This is a genomic window from Agrobacterium albertimagni AOL15 (genome assembly GCF_000300855.1).
In the GTDB taxonomy this organism is placed as follows: Bacteria; Pseudomonadota; Alphaproteobacteria; order Rhizobiales; family Rhizobiaceae; genus Allorhizobium; species Allorhizobium albertimagni.
The window spans coordinates 354,826-377,060 of the sequence record NZ_ALJF01000004.1 but is presented as its reverse complement, the minus strand read 5'-3'; the positions used below and the strand labels follow the sequence as shown (position 1 = coordinate 377,060).

Below are 22,235 nucleotides of genomic sequence, written 5' to 3'. Positions count from 1 at the left end.
GAGGCGACATGACGCGAGCGGGCCGACCTTGGTGGATCATCGGGCTCGGCACGCTCGCCATCGCCCTGCTCCTCGGTCTGGGCGTCTGGCAATTGCAGCGTCTGCAGTGGAAGACGGCCCTCATCGAACGCGTCGAGACGGGGCTTCTTGCTCCACCGGTCTCTGCACCCGGTCCGGCTGACTGGGCTGCCGTCTCCGTCGACACCGCGGAATATCGCCGCGTCGAGGTCCGGGGCCGCTATCTTCCCGGCGACGATATCCTCGTCAAGGCCGTGACGGCCCGCGGGTCGGGCTTCTGGGTCATGTCGCCATTTGAAACGCGGGAAGGATGGCGGCTCTTCGTCAACAGAGGCTTCGTTCCTGATGATCGCCGGTCACAAGCGGACCGTCCGCGGCCAGACGACGAGCAGGAGGTGACGGGGCTTTTGCGGCTCACCCAGCCCGGCGGCGCCTTTTTACGAGACAATGATTCCGCCAATGGCCGCTGGTTCTCGCGCGACACCGTTGCGATGGCCGATACGCTCGGCCTCCGCGACGTCGCGCCCTATTTCATCGATGCTGACGCACGCGGCGACGCCCTCCCGATCGGCGGACTGACCGTCGTCTCCTTCCCGAACAAGCATTTTGGCTATGCCATCACCTGGTTCGGTCTGGCTGCCGTCTTTGCCTATCTGCTGTACCGCGCCACGGGACCCGGCGAACCAGACCGCTGATAGCGCGCTTTGCGACGGGTTGGTCAGGACCTCTTCGATCCAGCTGCCCGGGGCGTGGGCACCGCGTTGTCAGCGGGTGCGGTCCACATGCTCTTGATCAGCTGTTTTACCTGGTTTTGCAGAATATCGTCCTGTCTTGCCACTTCCACGAAGCGGCCGGTGAACTCGCGCGTGGAACTCAAGAGACCCGCAAGCGCGATCGACGCCATCATACCCAGCTTGGTGTCGAACGGTCGCTGCTGCCCCGCAGCATCGAGGCTTGACTGCACGAACGGATAAAGCACTTCGAGAAATGGCTTCGCCAGGGCCTCCTCGATGAAGTCCTTTCGTTCCTCGTCCCGGCTGTGAATGATTTCCGAAAACAGAATTCTCGAAAAATGCGTGCGGCGCCAGATCACGTCCACGACTTCGGAACTGATGAAATCGACGCGTTCTGCCTGCGGGCGCTCTCGGGCCCGATCAATCGCAGACTCGAGCAACTCGACGGTTTCGCGCGCAACTTCGGTCACGATCGCCTGCCAAAGGCCCATCTTCGATCCGTAGCGATAGGAGATTAGCGCTACGTCCACGCCTGCGGTCGTTGCGATCGCACGCAGTGATGTCTGCTCGAAACCATTTGCCGCAAAGGTCTCCATGGCAGCATCCAGAAGGCCTTCGGCATTCTGTTCTGCGCCCCGGCGAGGCCTCCCTCGTTTCCGTTCGGTCACGTTCTTAACCTGTTTCACACCACCCTCAATTCGTTCGCTTGACAAGCCTAGCCCCATTCCGGCATATATTCAACACACGATGAATAAATTCCTCCCTCGTTTTCAGGAGTCTGCGATGCCCACCCCGTTGGTAACGCGCCAGATGGGTCGGTTGCCCCCGACGTCAACAAAATTTCCCTTGCTGGTCGCGGCAGTTTTGCCCCTCCTGCTCGCCTCCTGCAGCGACGATACGTCGGAGAAGGCCGGCTATGTGCCGACGGTCAGGGTCGCAACCGCGGCCACCGTGTCCGATGTCGTCACCGTCTCCGGTACCGGAGAGGTGAAGCCGCGGGTTGAAAGCGTCCTGTCCTTCAAGGTCAGCGGCCGCGTCATTGCCCGTGATGTCGAGGTCGGTGATCGGGTAAAGGTCGGCCAGGTGCTTGCCCGCCTTGATCCGACGGAACAGAAGGCTGATCTGACGGCGGCAGAAGCGGCCATCCGTGCCCGCCAAGCCACCTTGCGCACCGCCGAATCCTATCTCAACCGCCGTCGCACTCTGACCCAGACAGGTGCTCTGCCGCAGCAGCAGCTGGACGAGGCGATCCAGCAATATGATTCGGCCGTCAACGATCTCGATGCGGCTCAGGCCAATCTCGCCAGCGTGCAGGAGAGCCTGGCTCAGACAGAGCTGAAAGCCGATGCCGATGGCCTCATCACGGCCGTGAGCATCGAACCGGGCGAAGTCGTGCAGCCTTCCTCGGCCGCATTCGAGCTCGCCCATGATGGTGAACTCGATGCGGTCTTCAACGTGGATGAAAGTGCCTTGACCAGGGATGCTCAGCCTGAATCGGTGGAAGTGGCTCTTGTCGATCGGCCGGATATTCGCGCAGTTGCCAAAATCCAGGAGATCAGCCCTTCGGTTGATCGCAAGCTCGGCACCGTACGTCTGAAGCTTTCGATCACCGATCCGCCACCGGAGATCACGCTGGGTTCGGCAATCGTGGCCTATGCGAAGCTCTCGGAAGTGGGGCGCATATCCATTCCGTCCCAGTCTTTGACCAGTGCCAACGGAAAGCCTGCAGTCTTCGTCGTCGATCCGGCCACGGAGACCGTCGAGACCCGCCAGATCGACGTGCTGCGCTATGATGCCGACCGGATCATCGTCGCAGACGGGCTTGAACCCGGTGATCAGCTTGTCGTCGACGGAACGCAGTTTCTCTACCCGAAACAAAAGGTGCGTGCGGTTCAGGGAGACGCGCAATGAAGCAAGTGAAAGCAATCGCATTTCTGTGCCTTGCCGTCGTCGCGCTGAGTGCCTGCAGCGAGGCCGAAGAACAGGCCACGCCGCAGGTGCGCCCGGCTCTCTCCATCATCGCAGGTCCGCGCGAAAGTGAGCCCGGATCGACCTTTACCGGGACTGTCGAGGCCAAGCTGAATGTCGATATCGGCTTCCGCCTGCTCGGTCGGGTGACCGCACGCATGGTGGATGTCGGCGATGTCGTTCGTGCCGGCGATGTTCTGATGACGCTCGACACGACGAGCCTCCAACTCGCAGTCCGCCAGGCCGAAGCAGATCTCGCATCCGCAAAGGCCAAATTCGATCTGGCGCAGGTCAATGCCAGCCGTCAGGCGACGCTCCTGAGAACCCAGGCAACCACGCGGGAGCGACTGGAAGAAGCCGAGCAGACCGCGGAAGCCGCAGAGGCAACCGTCAAGCAAAAGGAAGCCGATCTGACGAAGGCGCGCGAGCAGACGACCTATGCCACTGTCGTCGCGCAAACCGACGGTGTCGTTTCGGCCGTGAGCGCGGAAGTCGGACAGGTCGTTGCAGCCGGTCAATCGGCCGTGACGATCGCCCGGCTCGAGGCCCTCGATGCTGTCATCGATGTCCCCGACACGTTGAAGGCGCTTCAATTGCCCGATACGGAATACGAGGTCACCCTCCTGTCGAACCCGCAAATCACGGCACAAGGTCGCGTGCGGGAAGTCGCACCCGAGGCTGATGGCGCAACCCGGACGCGGCGAACCAAGCTTGCGCTGTCCACCCCGGACAAGGCCTTTCGCTTGGGCAGCACCGTGGTCGCGAGACCAATCGCGGCCGTCGCCACCGCCATCTGGCTGCCTGAAACGGCCATAGGTGCCGATCAGTCCGGCGGCGCATTTGTCTGGGTCATCGACCCGGCCAGTGGTGCCGTGGCGCGCAGGCCTGTCGAAGCCGAAAAGGCCCAGGGCGGCGGCTATGACATTGTTTCAGGCTTGCAGGCCGGAGAGCGCGTGGTCAGCGCCGGCGTGAACTCCCTCACTGAAAACCAGATCATTTCCTTCACCGACGAGATCGCCCGATGAACAGCAAATTCAATCTTTCCGAATGGGCACTGCGTCACAAGTCGCTCGTCTGGTACTTCATGATCCTTGCCACGGTCGCAGGGGTCATGTCCTATTTCAATCTCGGACGCGAAGAAGATCCGGAATTCACGATCAAGACGATGCTGATCCAGGCCCAATGGCCGGGGGCATCGGTCGATGAAATGACCAGCCAGGTCACCGATCGGATCGAGAAGAAACTGCAGGAACTCGAATCCCTCGATTACACCAAGAGCATCAATGCCCCGGGACAGGTGACGATCTACGTCAACCTTCTCGAGAACACGAAGGCGGCGGACGTCAACCCGACCTGGGTCAAGGTCCGGAACATGATCAATGACATCGTTCCCAACCTTCCTCAGGGTGTGGTCGGTCCCTTCTTCATCGACAGCTTCGGTGATGTCTACGGCAATATCTATGCCTTCACCGCGGACGGGCTGACCCAGCGACAGCTCCGGGACTATCTGGAAGCGGCACGAACCGAGATCCTCGCCGTTCCCAATGTCGGCAAGGTCGATCTCATCGGCGCTCAGGACGAGGTGATCTATCTGGAGTTCTCCACCCGGCGTATGGCTGCGCTAGGCATCACCCAGCAACAGATCGTCGAGACACTGCAGAATCAGAACGCCGTCGTCGCATCAGGAACTCTGCGCACCGCGTCCGAGAGCATCAGCATGCGCGTCTCAGGTCAGTTCTCCACGGAAGACGACCTGAGAAAGGTCAACCTTCGCGTCAACGACCGCTTCTTCCGATTGAGCGATGTCGCGACCATCACGCGCGGCTATGTCGACCCGCAGCAGGCGCTGTTCCGGGTTAATGGCGAGCCGGCGATCGGTCTTGCGATTGGCATGAAGCCGGGCTCCAACCTGCTCGAATTCGGCGAAGCCCTGTCTGAGAAGATGGAAAAGGTGACCGCCAGCCTGCCCATCGGCATTGGCATTCACCATGTGGCCGATCAGGCCGTCGTCGTTGACGAAGCCGTCGGCGGCTTCACCAAGGCCCTCTTCGAGGCGATTGCCATCGTTCTCGTCGTCAGCTTCATAAGTCTGGGCGCCAGAGCCGGGCTCGTGGTTGCTCTGTCGATCCCGCTGGTTCTCGCCATCACCTTCGTCGCCATGGAATATCTGGGCATCTCCCTCCAGCGCATTTCGCTCGGTGCACTGATCATCGCGCTCGGCCTCTTGGTCGACGATGCCATGATCGCCATCGAAATGATGGTGTCCAAGCTCGAACAGGGTGAACCCCTGTCCAAGGCAGCGACAGCGGTTTGGACCTCGACGGCATTTCCGATGCTTACCGGCACCCTGGTCACCGTCGCGAGTTTCATTCCCGTCGGCCTGAACGACAGTGCCGCTGGCGAATTCACCTTCTCGCTCTTCGTCGTCATTGCCGTTGCCCTCATCGTTTCCTGGATCGTCGCCGTTCTCTTCGCGCCGGTTCTCGGGGTGCTGATCCTTCCGGCAAAGATGGAGCGGCATCATGAGCAGAAAGGCAGGGTCGCCCAGATGTTTTCGCGCATTCTGGCGGCTTGCATGCATTGGCCGAAGATGACGGTCGCCGCCACATTCGGCGTCTTCCTCCTCTCCGTCTATGGCATGGGCTTCGTCCAGCAGCATTTCTTCCCGGCATCGGATCGTCCAGAGCTGATCGTCGACTGGACCGGGCGGCAGAACTCCACGCTGGCCCAGACCAAGGCCGACATGGATGAATTCGAGGCCGCCTACCTCGCCAATGACGACAGTATCGAACACTGGACATCCTATGTCGGGCAAGGCGCCAAGCGCTTCGTTCTCTCATTCGACGTACAGCCGTCGGCCCCCTATTTCGGCCAGATGGTCATCGTCACCAAGAGCATCGAAGCCCGGGAGGCTCTGAAGGAAAAACTGATGGCGGTTGCCGCGGATGGCTATCCGGGCACGGACATTCTGGTCAAGGAAATGGAGCTCGGACCGCCGGTCGGCCGGCCGATCCAGTACCGCGTCAGCGGTCCGGATCCGGAAAAGGTGCGCGAATACGCAACCGGACTTGCAGCCGTCATCGGCACGGAGCCGCGTCTCGGTCGCATCGTCTTCGACTGGATGGAGCCGGCTCGCACAGTGAAGGTCGATGTGCTTCAGGACAAGGCCCGTCTTCTCGGGGTGAGCTCGAGCGATATCGCAACGGCGCTCAACAATATGGCCGGCGGCTCGACCATGACCCAGCTGCGCGACAGCATCTATCTGATCAATGTTGTTGGCCGTGCGCCGGGCGACGAACGCCAGTCCGTGGAAACACTTCGCAATCTGCAGCTGCCCGGCGGTGACGGCCAGTCCGTACCGCTCGCCTCCATCGCCAGCTTCTCCTATGGCATGGAGCAGCCCGTGATCTGGCGTCGTGATCGCAGTCCGACGATCACGCTCAAGGCTGCCATCTCCGATGCCACGCAGCCGGCCACCATTGATGCGGCTTTGAAGGACAAGGTAGAAACCTACGCCGCCGATCTTCCTGCGGGTTATCATGTCGCGGTCGGTGGCTCGGTCGAAAGCAGCGCCAAGAGCCAGGCACCGATTGCGGCCGTCGTTCCGCTGATGCTTCTGACCATGACGACGATCCTCATGTTCCAGCTGCAAAGCTTCCAGCGGCTATTCATGGTTGTGATCGTGGCTCCGCTTGGACTGATCGGCGTTGTCGCAGCCCTTCTGCCCAGCGGTGCGCCTCTCGGCTTCGTTGCCATTCTCGGCGTCTTGGCCCTGATCGGTATCCTCATCCGAAACTCGGTCATCCTCGTGGTCGAGATCGATACGCTGCAACGCAACGGCCGCCATGCCTGGGATGCGGTTCGCGAGGCGACCGAGCACCGCATGCGACCGATCATGCTGACGGCTGCCGCCGCCAGTCTCGCGCTCATCCCCATCGCCTCTGAGATCTTCTGGGGACCGATGGCTTTCGCGATGATGGGCGGCATCGTCGTCGGTACGGTGCTGACGCTGCTTTTCCTGCCGGCGCTTTATCTGATCTGGTTCCGGATCAAGGATCCTTCGGTCACAGCCTGACCGACTGGACGAATTTGACCGGCCGCGACAAAGTTTGCGGCCGGCTTTCTTCTCGGCTCAATACGAGCTTTCGAGACTGTAGCGGCTGCCCGGATAGAGAAGCCGAACTGACGTCACCAGCCGATCGCCGGACCAGGTTCGACGCCGAACCAGAAGGCAGGGTTCGGAGCGTGCGATGGCCAGCAACCGGCATTCCCATGGCTGCGGCAGAACCGCCTCGACGAACTGCTCGGCGCGCGAGATCGGCGCGATACCGCTGAGATAAGCATTCGGCGTGATCGCCCGAAAATCCTGATCGAGATAGGCGGGCGCCAGTTCCGCATGGACGAAGCGATCCTCGAGCTGGATCGGCAGGTCGTCTTCCTTGTGCACGATGACCGAGTGAAGGGCTGATGTGCCGGTCTCGACTTCCAGCCTGTCCGCCAGATCATGGTCGCAGACTTCCGCCTGCATCAGCACGATCTCGACCGAATGCTGGCCGCCGCGCTCGGCAATCTCCTCGGCGATATTGCGCACGTCACTGACATTGGCCCGGCGCTTCTTCGGGGCAACGAAAGAGCCGCGCCCCTGAACGCGCACGATGACGCCTTCGCTGGCGAGTTCGCGCAGCGCCCGATGCGCGGTCATCCGGCTGACGCCCAGCATCTCGACCAGCTCGTTCTCGGAGGGAATGCGGAAATTAATCGGCCAATCGCCGCGCTCGATCCGCGCCTTGATCTCGGCTTTCATCTGCTCGTAGAGCGGCGTATCCTGCCGTTCCTCGGGAAGTGCAAAGCCTGGCTGATCGTCGGACATGGTGGGTCGATCCTGATGGTGGCGAAGCGATCTTACGGGTTTCTAGCCGCAGCGCTTCGGGCATTCCCTTATCGGCACAGGGCTTGTCTAGGCAACCGGTTCGGGACCAGAGGCCCGCTCCAGAGCGGTAGTTACTTCGATGCTGTAGAGCGTGCAATCAGCCGCGCGAGGCTCGACGGTGAACTCAAACGGTACCTGCTCTGAGATCATGATATCGCCGAGCCCGACATCTGATCGCAGGCTATCGATCGTCACCCGGGCATCACCTTGAAACACGACAGCGACAGTGTCCTTGGACACCGAAAGCGTCTGCGCGGCTGACACGCCAATCTTCGTCATGTGATGAACGAAAAATCCGCGACGGCTCATGACATTGAGATCGAGCGTTTCTCCCCCGAGGCAATCTGCGTGCACTTCCGAATCGCCGGAAAAGGCGAAGGGAGGCGATGCCATGAGAAGCGGTGGCTCCCGCCTCCCATCGACCGTCAACTGCATGCCGTCGCCCTGGAGAACGGCTATCGTCCTGTCGAACCCGGCAAAGACCGAGAACGGACCAGAGGTCCCGACGGTCGCAAGACTGATTCGCCAGTCGAACCCGCCGGCTCCATCCGAAGCAGGCCTGGAGATCACCTCGCGGGTGATCCCCAGCCCGTTTTTCCAGGGCATCCTCAGGTGCTCGTCAAAGCGCTGGATGCGGATGGACATGGGTGTTTCGTCCCCTCAATTGCCGAGAATGCCGGGCAGACGAAGGCCTTTTTCCTTGGCGCAGTCGAGCGCGATGTCATAGCCCGCATCGGCATGGCGCATGACGCCGGTCGCCGGATCGTTCCAGAGCACCCTCTCCAGCCGGCGTGCGGCATCATCAGTGCCATCGGCGCAGATCACCATGCCGGAATGCTGAGAAAAGCCCATGCCGACACCGCCACCATGATGCAGCGAGACCCAGGTCGCACCCGAGGCGCAGTTGAGCAGCGCGTTCAGAAGCGGCCAGTCGGACACGGCGTCGGAGCCATCCTTCATCGCTTCCGTCTCGCGGTTCGGCGAGGCGACCGAGCCGGAATCGAGATGGTCACGACCGATGACGACGGGTGCCTTCAGCTCGCCATTGCGCACCATCTCGTTGAAGGCGAGGCCGAGCTTGTGGCGATCGCCGAGGCCGACCCAGCAGATGCGGGCAGGCAGGCCCTGGAAGGCGATGCGTTCGCGCGCCATGTCCAGCCAGTTGTGCAAGTGCGTGTTGTCGGGCAGCAGCTCCTTCACCTTGGCATCGGTCTTGTAAATGTCCTCCGGATCGCCGGACAGTGCGGCCCAGCGGAACGGGCCGATGCCGCGGCAGAACAGCGGACGGATATAGGCCGGCACGAAGCCGGGGAAGGCAAAGGCATTCTCGAAGCCCTCTTCCTTGGCGACCTGGCGAATGTTGTTGCCATAGTCGAGCGTCGGAATGCCCCTGTTCCAAAAGTCGACCATCGCCTGCACATGGGTCTTCATCGAGGCGCGGGCAGCGACTTCCACGGCCTTCGGGTCGCTTTCCTGTTTTGCCCGCCATTCGGCAACCGTCCAGCCTGATGGCAGATAGCCGTGGATTGGGTCATGGGCCGAAGTCTGGTCGGTGACGATATCGGGGCGCACGCCGCGGCGCACAAGTTCCGGGAAGATCTCAGCGGCATTGCCGACGAGGCCGACGGATTTGGCTTCGCCTACCTTTGTCCACTGGTCGATCAGGGCAAGCGCCTCGTCCAGCGTATGCGCCTTGGCATCGACGTAACGGGTGCGCAGGCGAAAATCGATGCGGGTCTCGTCGCATTCGACGGCAAGGCAGCAGGCGCCGGCCATGACGGCGGCGAGCGGCTGGGCGCCACCCATGCCGCCTAAGCCACCGGTCACGATCCACTTGCCCTTCAAGTTGCCGTTGTAGTGTTGGCGGCCGGCCTCCACGAAGGTCTCATAAGTGCCCTGCACGATCCCTTGTGTGCCGATATAGATCCACGAACCGGCGGTCATCTGGCCGTACATGGCCAGCCCCTTTTTATCCAGCTCGTTGAAGTGATCCCAGGTCGCCCAGTGCGGCACGAGGTTGGAATTGGCGATCAGCACGCGCGGCGCGTCCTTGTGGGTGCGGAACACACCGACCGGCTTGCCCGACTGGACGATCAGCGTCTCTTCGTCAGTCAGCGTCTTCAGCGTTTCGACGATCCGGTCGAAATCATCCCAGGTGCGCGCCGCCCGGCCGATGCCGCCATAGACCACCAGCTCATGCGGCCGCTCGGCGACATCAGGGTCGAGATTGTTCATCAACATGCGAAGCGGCGCTTCCGTCATCCAGCTCTTGGCCGAAAGCTCGGTTCCGGTGGCGGCGCGGACGTCGCGGATATTGTGTCTGGGATTGCTCATGGTCCTCGCTCCTCAGCGTTTCAGTTCGAGCGCGATGGCTTCGATGGATGTCAAAATGTCCTTGAGATAGTGTCGCAGCGCCTCGGCCTTCCCAGCGTCATAGGCGAAGGGTGGTGCCTCGCTGGCCAGATGCGTGACCTGCGCCAGTTCCATCTGGATGGCGTGCACGCCGGTCTCCGGTCGCCCGTAATGCCGTGTCGTCCAGCCGCCCTTGAAGCGGCCGTTGACCACAGACCTGTATTCCTCGGCCCGACCGGCGATCTCGGCGGCGGCTTTCTCGATCCTGGTATCGCAGGTGCGGCCCATGTCCGTGCCGATGTTGAAGTCCGGCAGAGGCCCTTCGAACAGGAAGGGGATGAGGGAGCGGATCGAATGGCAGTCGTAAAGCACCGCCACGCCATGGATCGCCTTGACGCGCTCGATCTCGGCTCTCAGCGCCGCATGATAGGGCCGATGGAAGCCTGCCATCCGATCGGCAATATCGTCCCCGCTCGGCTCCTCGCCTTGTCTCCAGATGGCGAGGCCATCGAAATCCGTTTCCGGCACGAGACCGGTGGTGTTTAGCCCCGGATAGAGGCTCACGCCATCAGGATCGCGGTTCGCATCGATCACGTAGCGATGGAACGTCGCCCGGACCGTCGTCGCGTCCGGTAGAAGACCGGCATAGAGGTCATGGATATGCCAGTCGGTATCGGCAAGTAGCTTGCCGTTATCATTGAGGCGATCCCAGATCGCGGGCGGCACGTCAGTGCCCGTATGTGGGAAGGCAAGAATGACGGGGGAGGTGCCTTGCTTGACTTCGAAGACGGCCATCTCACCCCTCCAGGCCCGGCAACAGGCCGGCGGAGACCGCCGAAACCAGTGTGCCATCCGCAACCAGGCGACCGGCGGCCTCAAGATCGGCCGCCATGTAGCGGTCCTCCTCCAGGGTGGCGACATGGGCACGCAGGGTGGCGATCACTTGTCTCAGTTCCGGGCTCGTCGTCAGGGGCGCGCGGAATTCGACGCCCTGGGCGGCGGTCAGCGCCTCGATGCCGATGATCGAGAAGAGGTTGTCGGTCATCTGCAGCAGGCGCCGTGCGCCATGGCAGGCCATTGAGACATGGTCTTCCTGGTTGGCCGATGTCGGCGTCGAATCGACCGAGGCCGGATGCGCCATCTGCTTGTTTTCGCTCATCAGCGCCGCCGACGTGACCTCGGCAATCATCAGACCGGAGTTGAGGCCGGGCTTCTTGGCGAGGAAGGCCGGTAGCCCGTAGGAGAGGGCCGGATCGACCAAGAGCGCGATGCGGCGTTGTGCGATCGCGCCGATCTCGCAGACGGCGATCGCGATCTGGTCGGCGGCGAAGGCCACAGGCTCGGCGTGGAAGTTGCCGCCCGAGACGACGCTCATATCGGAAAGCACGAGCGGATTGTCGGTGACGGCATTCGCTTCGATTTCGAGCGTGCGGCCGGTCATGCGCAACAGGTCGAGGCAGGCGCCATCGACCTGCGGCTGGCAGCGGATGCAATAGGGATCCTGCACCCGCTCGTCGCCTTCCAGATGGCTTTCCCGGATGACGGAGCCGGAAAGCAGGCCGCGCAGAGCTGCTGCCGTATCGATCTGGCCCTTGTGGCCACGCAGCGTGTGAATGTCGGCGGTGAAAGGTGCCGACGAGCCCATTGCGGCATCCGTCGAGAGCGCGCCTGTAATCAGTGCTGCCTGGGCTGCACGATGGGCGCGGAACAGGCCGGCCAGCGCGAGCGCCGTTGAGGCCTGCGTGCCGTTGATCAACGCCAGACCTTCCTTGGCCGCCAGCACGACGGGCGTCAGCCCCGCGCGCTTCAGCGCCTCGGCGCCGGACAGCCGTTCGCCCTCAAAGAAGGCTTCCGCCTCGCCCATCATCACCGCTGCCATATGGGCAAGGGGTGCCAGATCGCCGGATGCGCCGACGGAGCCCTTTTCCGGAATGAGCGGAGTGACGCCCTTGTCCAGCATGCCCTCGATCAGCCGCACCAGTTCGAGGCGAACGCCGGATGCGCCGCGACCGAGAGAGATCAGCTTCAGCGCCATGATCAGGCGGACGATGTTGTTCGCCAGCGGCTGGCCCACGCCGCAGCAATGCGACAGGATCAGATTGCGCTGTAGCGTCTCCGTATCGGCCGCGTCGATCTTGATCGAGGCCAGTTTGCCGAAGCCGGTATTAATGCCGTAGACCGGCTCGTTGCCGGCGACGATTTCGGCAATCCGTGCGGCGGCCTTCTCGATGCCCGCATCGAAGCTGCGGTCGAGCACGGCACTTTCGCCGCTCCAGTAGATCTGCGCCAGTTCGGCGAGAGAGACGCGGCCGGGGTGAAGCGTAATGGTCACGACAGAATTCCTTTGGTAGTGTGGCCGTTCCAGATGCGTAGGTGGAGCGGATTGAACCCGATGCGGTAGACGAGCTCCGCCGGGCTCTCGACCGACCAGATGGCAAGATCGGCCTGCTTTCCGACCTCGATGGTCCCGACCGTATCGAGACGCCCGAGCGCGCGGGCGGCATTGCGGGTCACGCCGAGAAGGCATTCCTCGACCGTCATGTGAAACAGCGTGGCGGCCATGTTCATGGTCAGCAGCAGGGAGGTGAGGGGCGAGGTGCCCGGATTGCAGTCCGTCGCGAGCGCCATGGCAGTCCCGTGTTTGCGAAAGAGATCGACCGGCGGCTTCTTCGTTTCGCGAATGAAGTAATAGGCGCCGGGCAAGAGCACCGCGACCGTTCCGGCCTTGGTCATTGCGGCGGCGCCGTCTTCGTCGGTGTATTCGAGATGGTCGGCCGACAGGCCCTGATACTCGGCCGCAAGCGCTGCCCCATGCAGGTTCGACAGTTGGTCAGCGTGCAGTTTGACCGGCAGCCCGAGAGACCTTGCCGCCTCGAAGACAATCCGCATTTCATCCGGCGAAAAGGCGATGCCTTCGCAAAAGCCGTCCACCGCATCCACCAGCCCTTGCTCCTGGGCAGCCTTGAGCCCCGGCAGTACGACGTCCTCGATGAAGTCGCGATTGCGTCCCTTGTAGTCGGCAGGCGTTGCATGCGCCCCGAGATAGGTCGTGGTGATGGCGACTTGACGTTTCTCTGCCAATTGCCGTGCGGCCCGCAGCATCTTGAGCTCGTCTTCGATGGTGAGCCCATAGCCGGACTTAACCTCGACGGTCGTCACCCCCTCGGCAATCAACGCATCGAGCCGGGGAAGGGTTTGCGATACAAGATCCGCCTCGCTCGCCTCGCGCACCTGGCGCACCGATGAGACAATGCCGCCCCCGGCGCGTGCGATTTCCTCATAGGAAGCGCCGGCAAGACGCATCTCGAATTCCTTCGCGCGATTGCCCGCATGTACCAGATGCGTATGGCAATCGATGAGGCCCGGCGTCACCCAGCGACCCTCGCAGTCGATCACCTCGGCGCTACCGCGGATCGCGATCTCGTCCGCCTCTCCGACGGCGATGATCCGTCCGCCCTCGATCACCACCCTGCCATTCTCTATCATGCCGAGCCCGGGCCGGTCGGGCGCCATGGTCGCCAATCTTGCGTTGGTGAGGATTGTCGTCATGCGCCCTCGCTCTCGGACCAGGCGGCCGTCGTCTTTAGGAGTGTCCGGATCTGCTGGATGTCGCCGTTCAGCGGCCGATCATCCCGGTAGAAGGGCACCACATGGCGGATCCGCTCATAGATCCGTTGTGTCATCCCAGCCTTGGCCGCCTTGGAGGATTGCAGGTCATGGGCCTGCGAGGCAGCAGTTAGCTCGATGGCAAGCACCGTCTCGAGATTGTCGAGGATGGCGAGAGCCTTGGCCGCAGCCGGCGTCGCATGGGTGAGAATGTCTTCCTGCAGACCGGAGGTGATGCCACCATCGAGGCTTGCCGGCATCGCGAGCCGCCGGTTTTCCGCGACCAGCGCTGCCGCAGTGTACTGGATGATCATGAATCCGGATTCGACGCCGCTGCCCGATGCGAGGAAGGCCGGCAGGCCGCTCACCAGCGGGTTGACCAGCCTATCGATCCGCCGCTCGGAAATGGCGGCAAGTTCGGCGGCGGCCGTCGCCAGATGATCCATGGCAAGCCCAAGGGCGGCACCCACGGCATGCGCCTGCGAATGCACTTTCGGGTCTTCTGGCGATCCGCTGACAGCGGGATTATCGGTGACGCTCGCAAGCTCCCGATCCACCACCGCCCGCGCCTCCACGAGCGCATCCCGCACCGCGCCATGCACATGTGGCACGGCCCTGAGGCTGAGCGGATCCTGCGTCCGCTTGCCGGCGGATTCCGCCAGAAGCGCGCTCCCAGCCAGCAATGCCCGCAAGTTCTTGCCGACCTGCTGCAGACCATCGGACTTCCGCAAAGAAAGCGGCATTTCTGCAAACGGATCGGTCTGCGCGCCGAGGTTTTCATAGGTCATCGCCGCGCTCGCATCCGCCCAGTCGACGAGATGCGCGAGCCTTGTCACAGCAAGCGACGCCAGACCCGTGGCACAAGGTGTGCCGTTGATCAGGCTCAGACCTTCCTTCGCCTGGAGCACAAGCGACTTCCGACCGAGCGCTGCCAGCGCCTCGGCGCCCGAGATCAGCTTGCCGTCATGACGGCATTCGCCGGACCCGATCAACACGAGCCCGATGGCTGCGCCATGCGTCAGGTAGCCGACCGAACCCCTCGACGGGATCACCGGAAGCATATCGCTGTTCAGAAGCGCAATGAGCGTCTCGACGACCTCAAGCCGGATGCCCGAATAACCATGGGCAAAATTGGCGATCTGGGCTGCCATGATCGCGCGTGTTTCCACCCGCCCGAGCGGTTCACCGACGCCACAGGAATGGCTGAACAGCAGATTGCGGGAAAGCGATGCCTGCTCCTCGCGATCGATGACCACGTCGCAGAGTGCGCCAACACCGGTATTGATGCCATAGCCCCGGATACCCTGGTCGACCAACGCATCGACGATTGCGCGGGCATCGAGAATCCGCTGCCGCGCCTTGTCGCTCAAGGCAAGCCTGGCGCCCTCTGCAATGGCAGCGATCGCATCTGAAGTCAGAACCGTATCGAGAGTGACCGTCTGCTCCATCAGGCGCTCCATGTGCGGAATACAATTTTCCGGCTAAGGAAACTCATTGCAGGATCCTCTTCAAGGCACGGGCAAAGTCGCTGTTGATGCGCTCTTCGGCCCAGTGGCGACCTTCCTGAACCACGACGTCTCCGCGAACCATCACGTCGCGCACGGCCTCGCTGCCAAGCGCAAAGATCCAGCGGTCAAGAATCTGGTCGTCCTTGGCAGCGACGATGAAAGGGTTGGCACCGTCGAGAACGACGAGATCGGCGCGCGCGCCGACGCGAATGCCGCTCGTCTTAAGACCCGCAGCCTGAGCCCCGCCGGACAGACTTGCGTCGATCAGCGTGCGGCCGACCGAAGCTCCTGGGCCGGATACAAGCCGGTTGCGGCGTCGATCGCGCAGCCGCTGTCCATATTCCAGCACACGCAGTTCCTCCGCCACGGAGGTGGCGACATGGCTGTCCGTACCGATCCCGAAGCGCCCGCCCTGGGCAAGGAACTCCGATGCAGGATAGATCCCGTCGCCGAGATTTGCTTCGGTGGCCGGGCAAAGACCGGCAACCGCACCGGATTTAGCTAGCCGCGCCGTTTCCTCCGCCGTCATGTGCGTCGCATGGATGGCGCACCAGCGCTCGTCGACCGCGAATTCATCGAGCAGATAGCTGACCGGCCGGCTACCGCTCCAGGCAAGGCAGTCCTCCACCTCCCGTTCCTGCTCGGCCACATGGATATGGATCGGTCCGCCGGTCTGCTCAGATGACAGCACCGCGCGCATCTCGTCTGGCGTCGCCGCCCGCAGCGAATGGATGGCAAGGCCGAGCTTCACGTCGGCAGCCTTGCACGCGGGTGTCAGCCGATCGAGCAGGGCGAGGAAACTGTCGATGTTATGGATGAACGGGCGCTGCCCGGCATTGGGCTCGAGCCCCCCGAAGCCGGCATGAGCGTAGAACACGGGCAGATGCGTCAGGCCGATCCCGGCCGTCTCTGCCGACCGCAGGATACGGCTCGACATTTCGAAGCCATCGGACCTGCCGACCTCAGCCAGAGCATGGTGGAAATAATGAAATTCCACGACCTGGCTGAAGCCGCCCTTCAGGAGTTCACTATACAACTTCGTTGTAACAGCCTCGACATCGTCGAGCGACATCTGTCCGACCAGCCGATACATGGTGTCACGCCATGTCCAGAAGCTGTCAACGGTCGAGCCGGCAATCTCGGCGAGGCCGGCCATTGCCCGCTGAAAACCATGGGAATGCAGGTTCGGCAGGGCCGGAACGACGGGTCCTGCCAGCAACGTTGAATCTTGCCCCAGCACCGTACCGCATTCGATCGAGGCAATCGAGCCGCTCTGATCGACCCCGATTGTCACATCGTTAGCCCAGCCCTCGGGCAGAAGCGCACGCTCACAGAACAGAGTTTGAGAAGCTTTCATCTCGAAACCTTTGCAAGTTGTATAGGCAACATGGCAGGTTCCAAGCGTTGGCGCAAGGGGGCATCGATTCCCGTTCAGATCCGGTGTTCTGGCCACTCGACGTGGCCTAGACCTCGGCCCAACAAGCGCGTGGAATCAGATGGCCAGGGAGATGGCGTCCGGCACTCTGGCCTGGGTGCTCGCCAGAGCGGCAAGCTCCTCGCGATGCCGCATCATGGCCTTGAGCAGTGCGTGATCTCGCGCGAGAGCCTGTTGCCGCTTCGGCGATGGCGGAAAATGCTTCATGGCATACCGCATCTGGCTCCCCGCTTCAGCCGAGGTCGAAAAGGCGCCAGCGGCAACAGCCGCATGCAGTGCGCAGCCGAGGAGAACGGCGTCGCAGTCGATCGGCACGAAGACATCGCAGCCTGTCGCATCGGCATAGAGTTGCGCCAGAAGCGGGTGGTCGGCGAGACCGCCTGCCAACAGGAGTTGTTTCGGCGCTCCCGCCCGACGCGGCGGATGCTCGATGATATGGCGGATACTGCAGGCGAGTGCCACACAGCTTCGCCAGTAGAGCCTGAGGAGGGAGCGCTCGCTCCGATCGAGATCGAGCCCCGCGATCGTGCCGGTCAGCATCGGATCGGATACGGGTGAGCGCGTACCGTGCAGGTCCGGAAGGATGCTGATCGGCAGACCGAAGTCTGGTCCTTCACTCGCCAGACACTCGGCGATCCCGTCGAGGATTGCCCGATGGCGCGCCTTCATCGGAATTCCGCCGGCCGGATGCTGCGTCACGATATAGTCGAGGAAGGCACCCGATGCGGACTGCCCTGCCTCCGTCAGCCAGAGGCCGGGAATCGCAGCATCACGGAAAGCGCCCCAGCAGCCGGGCCCGGACACAGGCTCGCTCGAAAGCCGCACGATGCAGCTCGAAGTGCCTGCAATCAGAACGGCTTCGGCATCGAGCTTGACGTTCGGCCGTTCCCCGGCTGCAAACAGGCCGGTGGTGCCCGCATAGGCATCGATCAGCCCGGGAGCGACAAGACATTGTTCGTCGAGACCGAGTTCCTGGGCACTAATTCGGGAGAGGCGGCCAATCGCTTGATCTGGCTGCTGCGAAAGCGCCGGCAGCCCTGCTCGATCCGTGACGTCGCCGAGTCCGACTTTCCGATAATAGTCGATCGGCGGCGCGCCGGGCGCTTCTGGCGTATAGCCCCATTTCGAGGCGAGCGCCGAATGGCTGCGTTTCTCAGAGCCGGTCGCGCGCCAGGTCAGGAAATCGCAGAGATCGAAGATGTGCGCGCTTTCGGCCCAGAGCTCCGGTCTGTGCCTTTTGAGCCAGAGAAGTTTCGGGATCTGCATTTCGACCGATAGCCGTCCGCCAAAGCGTTCAAGCAGCGGATCGGCAATCGCGTTGCAGTATTCGGTTTCCTCGAGCGCGCGATGGTCCATCCACAAGATGGTGTCGAGGGTCGGGGAGCGTGTCTCGGAGACGGAAAGCGGGCGTCCATGACGATCACGCACGACGAGCGAGCATGTCGCATCGAACCCGATGGCAAGGACTTGGGCAGCTGTAATTCCGCTTTCGGCAAGGGCTGCCTTCACAGTGCCGCAGACCGCAGACCAGATCTCCTCGCTGTCTTGCTCCATGTGTTTGGGCAGAGGCTGGTGAACGCTGATCGGCACGACGCAGCGGGCAAGTTGCCGACCGCTGAGATCAAACACCCCGGCCCGTGCACTGCCAGTGCCGACATCCACGGCCAAGAGGTGCTCACGCATCAGTCAGATCTTCCGGTCTCCTCGCTCCGAGAACAAAGTGGAGCAAATTCTCCATCGCGTCAAACTGCCCGTCCGGCGCCAGATGCGTGAGAGCTTTTTTATAACAGGCATGGCCGGTGTGGGATCCGCCGGTAAAGGCGATGACCTTCATGCCGGCTGCTTGCGCCGCACGGATCCCCGCAGGGCTGTCCTCGATCACGAGACACTGTGACGGCGAGATCCCCATTTCGGCGGCCGCGTGCAGAAAAAGGTCCGGCGCGGGTTTGCCGCGTTCGACCATCGTGGCGCTGAAGATATGCGGACTGAGACGGGAAAGAAGCCCGGTGACAGAGAGGGAAAGTTCGATCCGCTCCCGTTGGCTGGACGAGGCCACACAGCAGGAGACCTGCATGGCCTTCAGCGATTCGATGGCAGTCGCGACCCCCGGGAGAGGTTCCAATTCCGCACGAAACCGAGCGTAGAGTTCGTCGCGCATGCCCGCCAGAAAAGGAGGGTCGATTTCCACGCCGAATTCGGATCGCACCGCCTCTGCCAGAGAACCGAGACTTCGCCCGAGAAAGCGGTCCGCCGCCTCGTCGGTCGTCAGCAGAACGCCCTTTTTCGCCAGCGCTTCGACCAGAACCTCAAGCGCGATGCCTTCGCTGTCGACGAGGACCCCGTCACAGTCGAAGATCACCAGGCGGATCGGCTGCGGGTCCATGGTCACTCAGCTTGCAAGGGTTCCGTCGAGATAGCGCTGGAGCGTAGCGGCAGCACCTTGGCTCCGCAAGCTGGCGATCGCTTCACCGAATCGCTTTTGGAACTGCGGATTGGCTCCAACGGAACCGAAAATGTCGGTGATCCCGATGAAAGCCATGGGATCATTCCGGGAGGCAAGCGCTGCCGCGTGCAGCCGATCCGCGCTTGGATCGTTGAAAGCGATCGGCTTCCCGCCATCGCTCGTGCCTTCGAAGTATCGGGACCACAGGGCCGAGACGAGTGCGAGGCCTTGCACGTCCAGATCCTGGGCCAACCGATCGGCCGTCGAGGGCAGAATGAACTTGGGCTGACGGTTCGAGCCGTCCTGCGCTAGGCGCGGAATGGTGTCGCCGATCTTCGGATTGGTGAATCGGTTCTCGATGAGCGCGAAATAGTCCTGCAAGCTGGTATTCGGCACAGGCGGCACGACCGGGATGATTTCGTCGTTTTCGAGCTTCGCCAGGAAGGCCCGGATCAGCGGGTTCTCCATGGATTCATGCACGAAATGAATGTCCATCAGCGCCGCCGGATAGGCGATTGCCGCATGGCCGCCATTCAGGATCCTGAGCTTCATCAGTTCGTAGGGCGCCACATCCGGAACAAAGGTCACGCCCACATCTTCCAGGGCAGGGCGTCCCAGCGGGAACTTGTCTTCGAGCACCCACTGCTTGAAGCCCTCGCAGAAGACAGGCCAGCCGTCTTCGATCCCGTAATTCTCGCGCGTGATATCGATTTCGCGCTGTCCGGTCGCAGGCGTGATGCGGTCCACCATGGAATTCGGAAAGGCGACGTTGTGGTGGATCCAGTCTGCGATCTCGGGATCAGACAGCCGGGCGAGACCGCAGATCGTCGCTTCCGTCACCTCGCCATTGCCGGGGATATTGTCGCAGCACATCACGGTAAAGGGTGGAATGCCCGCAGCGCGGCGCGCCTTGAGGCCGGCGATGATCAGTCCGAAGACCGTCTTCGGCGCAGCCGGGTTCTTCGCGTCGTCAACGATCGCCGGGTGCGTGGGATCGAACTTGCCGGTGGCCGCATCGATGAAATATCCACCCTCCGTGATCGTCATCGAAACGATCCGGATATTGGGGGAGGCGAGCGTCGCGATGATCCGGTCGAAATCCGGTGCCGTGATGACATCCAACATCGGCCCTGTGATCGTCGCTGCCGAGCGATCAATGTCCTGCTCGACCACCGTCGTCAGGAAATCCTGGGCTTTCAGCGTGTCACGCATCCGCTGATCGGAAGCCATGACACCCGCGCCGATAATGCCCCAATCGAGATCGCGACCGCTGTTGAAGAGTTCGTGCAGGTAGATCGCCATATGGGCGCGGTGGAAATTGCCGACGCCGAAATGCAGGATCCCGGGACGGATGTCCTCGCGGCGATAGGAGGGCAGGGACGCCCGGTCACCGATATCTGCCAGAGTTGCAAGCGAGAGTTTGATCGTCATGGGTGCATTCCTTGGCTGGGGGCCGAACGAGCCGTCAGCTCATCCAGTTTCCGCCGTCGACATTGTAAGTCTGGGCGACGATGTAGTCGGCTTCCGCCGAGGCGAGGAAGACTGCCATGCCGGTCAGATCTTCCGCCCGGCCCATGCGGCCGAAGGGGACCGCCTCGCCGACGAGTTTCTTCTTTTCGCCAAGCGGACGGTTTTCGTATTTTGCAAAGAGCGCGTCGACCTCGTCCCACATCTCGCTGCCGACCACGCCGGGCGCGATGCCGTTGACGTTGATCCCGTGCTTGATGAGGTCAAGGCCAGCCGATTGGGTGAGCGAAATGACGGCAGCCTTGGAGGCGCAGTAGACGCCGACCAGCGGTTCGCCGCGTCGTCCGGCCTGGCTCGCCATGTTGATGATCTTGCCACCACGCCCTTGCGCGATCATCTGCTTGGCCACAGCCTGCATCGTAAACAGCGTTCCGCCGACATTGATGTCGAAAACGCGCTGATAGCTCTTGCGGGAAATCTGGACGATCGGGGCGAGATCGAAGATAGCAGCGTTGTTGACGAGGATGTCGATGCCGCCGGCGCGTTCGACACAGGCAGCAATCGCTGCGTCGATCGATGCCTGATCGGAGATGTCGATCCGGACGGCATAGGCCGCAGGTCCGATCTCCGCTGCCGTTACCGATGCGCGGTCGAAATCAATATCGGCGATCGCGACTGCCTTTGCACCCTCGCGAAGATAGGCTTCCGCAAAGGCGCGACCGATGCCGCGGGCCGAACCCGTGATCATTGCCGATTTGCCGCTCAATCTGCCGGTCATGCTGCCAGTCCCTTGTCATTGAATTTGTGCAGTCGATTAAGATCCGGTGTCACATAAACAGTGTCGCCGTGACGGACCGGGAATTCCCCGCCGGTGCGCGTAGTGATCGTGCCGACACCGTCTACCTCGACATGCAGGAAGGTGTCGGAGCCGAGATGTTCGGCGACTGTCACCAGACCGCGCCACATGCCGCTGTCGAGCGAGAGCGTAATATGCTCCGGCCGGATGCCGATCGTGTGGGCGCCATGGGCGGAAGCAGCCTGGCCGGAAATCAGGTTCATCTTCGGCGAACCGATGAAGCCCGCGACGAAGAGATTGGCCGGGCTGCGATAGAGGTCGAGCGGCGATCCCACCTGCTCGATACGGCCCTTGTTGAGAACCACGATCTTGTCGGCCATGGTCATGGCTTCCACCTGGTCGTGGGTCACATAGATCGAGGTTGCCTTGAGCTTCTGATGCAGTTCGGTGATCTCGAGACGCATGGCGACGCGAAGCGCCGCATCAAGGTTCGAGAGCGGCTCGTCGAAGAGGAAGCAACGCGGATTGCGCACGATGGCGCGGCCGATTGCGACGCGCTGACGCTGGCCGCCGGAAAGTTGTCCGGGCCGGCGTTCCAGATAGTCGGTGAGGTTCAGGATGCGTGCAGCCTCCTCGACTTTGCGGTTGATTTCGGCCGGATCGACCTTCGCCATCTTCAGCGGAAAGCCGATATTCGAACGCACGCTCATATGCGGATAAAGCGCATAGGACTGGAACACCATCGCCAGTCCGCGCTGTGCCGGCGCCGTATGCGTTTGATCCTTCCCGTCGATCACGATGCGCCCGCCGGTCGCGTCTTCGAGGCCTGCGATCAGGCGCAGCAACGTGGACTTGCCGCAGCCGGACGGTCCGACGAAGACGACAAATTCGCCGTCATTGATTTCAAGGTCGATCCCCGGGATGACCGCATGCTCGCCGAAGGACTTGGAGAGCTGTTCGAGTTTGATGCTGCCCATG

General features: G+C 62.3%; 18 protein-coding genes. 4 read left to right on the top strand and 14 right to left on the bottom strand.

From position 1 onward, the window contains the following. The first annotated feature begins 8 nt into the window (after positions 1-8). On the top strand, positions 9-713 hold the full coding sequence (locus QWE_RS06640; RefSeq protein ID WP_006725328.1) for an SURF1 family protein: 705 nt from the start codon (positions 9-11) through the stop codon (positions 711-713). A 23-nt stretch (positions 714-736) separates the two neighbouring features. Here the strand turns inward: QWE_RS06640 and QWE_RS24340 are convergent, their stop codons facing one another. After that, positions 737-1,477, bottom strand: coding sequence for a TetR/AcrR family transcriptional regulator (locus tag QWE_RS24340; RefSeq protein ID WP_083872853.1), 741 nt, complete (start codon positions 1,475-1,477; stop codon positions 737-739). Between the two features lie 58 nt (positions 1,478-1,535). Here QWE_RS24340 and QWE_RS06630 point away from each other — a divergent pair, with 58 nt between their 5' ends. The 3 genes from QWE_RS06630 to QWE_RS06620 are packed head-to-tail and all read left to right on the top strand — an operon-like array spanning position 1,536 to position 6,795. After that, the gene (locus tag QWE_RS06630; protein WP_157790681.1) at positions 1,536-2,663 is read left to right on the top strand and encodes an efflux RND transporter periplasmic adaptor subunit; all 1,128 of its coding nucleotides are present in this window, start codon (positions 1,536-1,538) and stop codon (positions 2,661-2,663) included. Then, on the top strand, positions 2,660-3,745 hold the full coding sequence (locus QWE_RS06625) for an efflux RND transporter periplasmic adaptor subunit (protein WP_006725325.1): 1,086 nt from the start codon (positions 2,660-2,662) through the stop codon (positions 3,743-3,745). The genes QWE_RS06630 and QWE_RS06625 overlap by 4 nt, the downstream gene beginning before the upstream one ends. After that, positions 3,742-6,795 carry an efflux RND transporter permease subunit gene (locus tag QWE_RS06620; RefSeq protein ID WP_006725324.1) on the top strand — a complete coding sequence of 1,018 codons (3,054 nt, stop codon included), beginning with the start codon at positions 3,742-3,744 and terminating at the stop codon, positions 6,793-6,795. The genes QWE_RS06625 and QWE_RS06620 overlap by 4 nt, the downstream gene beginning before the upstream one ends. Positions 6,796-6,852: 57 nt before the next feature. Here QWE_RS06620 and hutC read toward each other — a convergent pair whose 3' ends face one another. From hutC to QWE_RS06555, 13 genes are all read right to left on the bottom strand, one after another. Further along, the gene (gene hutC / locus QWE_RS06615; RefSeq protein ID WP_006725323.1) at positions 6,853-7,590 is read right to left on the bottom strand and encodes a histidine utilization repressor; all 738 of its coding nucleotides are present in this window, start codon (positions 7,588-7,590) and stop codon (positions 6,853-6,855) included. 87 nt (positions 7,591-7,677) lie between these two features. Continuing rightward, the gene (locus tag QWE_RS06610) at positions 7,678-8,295 is read right to left on the bottom strand and encodes a HutD/Ves family protein (RefSeq protein WP_006725322.1); all 618 of its coding nucleotides are present in this window, start codon (positions 8,293-8,295) and stop codon (positions 7,678-7,680) included. A gap of 15 nt (positions 8,296-8,310) precedes the next feature. Beyond that, the gene (gene hutU, locus QWE_RS06605; protein ID WP_006725321.1) at positions 8,311-9,984 is read right to left on the bottom strand and encodes a urocanate hydratase; all 1,674 of its coding nucleotides are present in this window, start codon (positions 9,982-9,984) and stop codon (positions 8,311-8,313) included. 12 nt (positions 9,985-9,996) lie between these two features. Further along, positions 9,997-10,797: an N-formylglutamate deformylase gene (gene hutG, locus QWE_RS06600; protein ID WP_006725320.1), complete on the bottom strand. Its 801-nt coding sequence runs from the start codon at positions 10,795-10,797 to the stop codon at positions 9,997-9,999. A 1-nt stretch (position 10,798) separates the two neighbouring features. Further along, the gene (hutH, locus tag QWE_RS06595) at positions 10,799-12,334 is read right to left on the bottom strand and encodes a histidine ammonia-lyase (RefSeq protein WP_006725319.1); all 1,536 of its coding nucleotides are present in this window, start codon (positions 12,332-12,334) and stop codon (positions 10,799-10,801) included. Beyond that, complete coding sequence (gene hutI / locus QWE_RS06590; protein ID WP_006725318.1) at positions 12,331-13,551, bottom strand: imidazolonepropionase; 1,221 nt, start codon at positions 13,549-13,551, stop codon at positions 12,331-12,333. The genes hutH and hutI overlap by 4 nt, the downstream gene beginning before the upstream one ends. Continuing rightward, the gene (locus QWE_RS06585) at positions 13,548-15,056 is read right to left on the bottom strand and encodes an HAL/PAL/TAL family ammonia-lyase (protein WP_006725317.1); all 1,509 of its coding nucleotides are present in this window, start codon (positions 15,054-15,056) and stop codon (positions 13,548-13,550) included. Before QWE_RS06585 ends, hutI begins: the two co-directional genes overlap by 4 nt. Positions 15,057-15,099: 43 nt before the next feature. Further along, the gene (gene hutF, locus QWE_RS06580; RefSeq protein WP_006725316.1) at positions 15,100-16,473 is read right to left on the bottom strand and encodes a formimidoylglutamate deiminase; all 1,374 of its coding nucleotides are present in this window, start codon (positions 16,471-16,473) and stop codon (positions 15,100-15,102) included. Between the two features lie 135 nt (positions 16,474-16,608). After that, the gene (locus tag QWE_RS06575; protein WP_006725315.1) at positions 16,609-18,234 is read right to left on the bottom strand and encodes an FGGY family pentulose kinase; all 1,626 of its coding nucleotides are present in this window, start codon (positions 18,232-18,234) and stop codon (positions 16,609-16,611) included. Beyond that, positions 18,227-18,934, bottom strand: coding sequence for an HAD family hydrolase (locus QWE_RS06570; RefSeq protein ID WP_006725314.1), 708 nt, complete (start codon positions 18,932-18,934; stop codon positions 18,227-18,229). The genes QWE_RS06575 and QWE_RS06570 overlap by 8 nt, the downstream gene beginning before the upstream one ends. A gap of 6 nt (positions 18,935-18,940) precedes the next feature. Beyond that, positions 18,941-20,425, bottom strand: a complete 1,485-nt coding sequence (locus QWE_RS06565; RefSeq protein WP_006725313.1) for a mannitol dehydrogenase family protein — start codon at positions 20,423-20,425, stop codon at positions 18,941-18,943. 34 nt (positions 20,426-20,459) lie between these two features. Continuing rightward, positions 20,460-21,239, bottom strand: a complete 780-nt coding sequence (locus QWE_RS06560) for an L-iditol 2-dehydrogenase (protein WP_006725312.1) — start codon at positions 21,237-21,239, stop codon at positions 20,460-20,462. Then, the gene (locus tag QWE_RS06555) at positions 21,236-22,234 is read right to left on the bottom strand and encodes an ABC transporter ATP-binding protein (protein ID WP_006725311.1); all 999 of its coding nucleotides are present in this window, start codon (positions 22,232-22,234) and stop codon (positions 21,236-21,238) included. The genes QWE_RS06560 and QWE_RS06555 overlap by 4 nt, the downstream gene beginning before the upstream one ends. Position 22,235 lies beyond the last annotated feature (1 nt).

What these genes read in the sequence shown, in the direction of transcription:
- QWE_RS06640 (WP_006725328.1), top strand. Translation starts at nt 9, where the DNA reads ATGACGCGAGCGGGCCGACCTTGGTGGATCATCGGGCTCGGCACGCTC.
- QWE_RS24340 (WP_083872853.1), bottom strand. Translation starts at nt 1,477, where the DNA reads ATGGGGCTAGGCTTGTCAAGCGAACGAATTGAGGGTGGTGTGAAACAG.
- QWE_RS06630 (WP_157790681.1), top strand. Translation starts at nt 1,536, where the DNA reads ATGCCCACCCCGTTGGTAACGCGCCAGATGGGTCGGTTGCCCCCGACG.
- QWE_RS06625 (WP_006725325.1), top strand. Translation starts at nt 2,660, where the DNA reads ATGAAGCAAGTGAAAGCAATCGCATTTCTGTGCCTTGCCGTCGTCGCG.
- QWE_RS06620 (WP_006725324.1), top strand. Translation starts at nt 3,742, where the DNA reads ATGAACAGCAAATTCAATCTTTCCGAATGGGCACTGCGTCACAAGTCG.
- hutC (WP_006725323.1), bottom strand. Translation starts at nt 7,590, where the DNA reads ATGTCCGACGATCAGCCAGGCTTTGCACTTCCCGAGGAACGGCAGGAT.
- QWE_RS06610 (WP_006725322.1), bottom strand. Translation starts at nt 8,295, where the DNA reads ATGTCCATCCGCATCCAGCGCTTTGACGAGCACCTGAGGATGCCCTGG.
- hutU (WP_006725321.1), bottom strand. Translation starts at nt 9,984, where the DNA reads ATGAGCAATCCCAGACACAATATCCGCGACGTCCGCGCCGCCACCGGA.
- hutG (WP_006725320.1), bottom strand. Translation starts at nt 10,797, where the DNA reads ATGGCCGTCTTCGAAGTCAAGCAAGGCACCTCCCCCGTCATTCTTGCC.
- hutI (WP_006725318.1), bottom strand. Translation starts at nt 13,551, where the DNA reads ATGACGACAATCCTCACCAACGCAAGATTGGCGACCATGGCGCCCGAC.
- QWE_RS06585 (WP_006725317.1), bottom strand. Translation starts at nt 15,056, where the DNA reads ATGGAGCAGACGGTCACTCTCGATACGGTTCTGACTTCAGATGCGATC.
- hutF (WP_006725316.1), bottom strand. Translation starts at nt 16,473, where the DNA reads ATGAAAGCTTCTCAAACTCTGTTCTGTGAGCGTGCGCTTCTGCCCGAG.
- QWE_RS06575 (WP_006725315.1), bottom strand. Translation starts at nt 18,234, where the DNA reads ATGCGTGAGCACCTCTTGGCCGTGGATGTCGGCACTGGCAGTGCACGG.
- QWE_RS06570 (WP_006725314.1), bottom strand. Translation starts at nt 18,934, where the DNA reads ATGGACCCGCAGCCGATCCGCCTGGTGATCTTCGACTGTGACGGGGTC.
- QWE_RS06565 (WP_006725313.1), bottom strand. Translation starts at nt 20,425, where the DNA reads ATGACGATCAAACTCTCGCTTGCAACTCTGGCAGATATCGGTGACCGG.
- QWE_RS06560 (WP_006725312.1), bottom strand. Translation starts at nt 21,239, where the DNA reads ATGACCGGCAGATTGAGCGGCAAATCGGCAATGATCACGGGTTCGGCC.
- QWE_RS06555 (WP_006725311.1), bottom strand. Translation starts at nt 22,234, where the DNA reads ATGGGCAGCATCAAACTCGAACAGCTCTCCAAGTCCTTCGGCGAGCAT.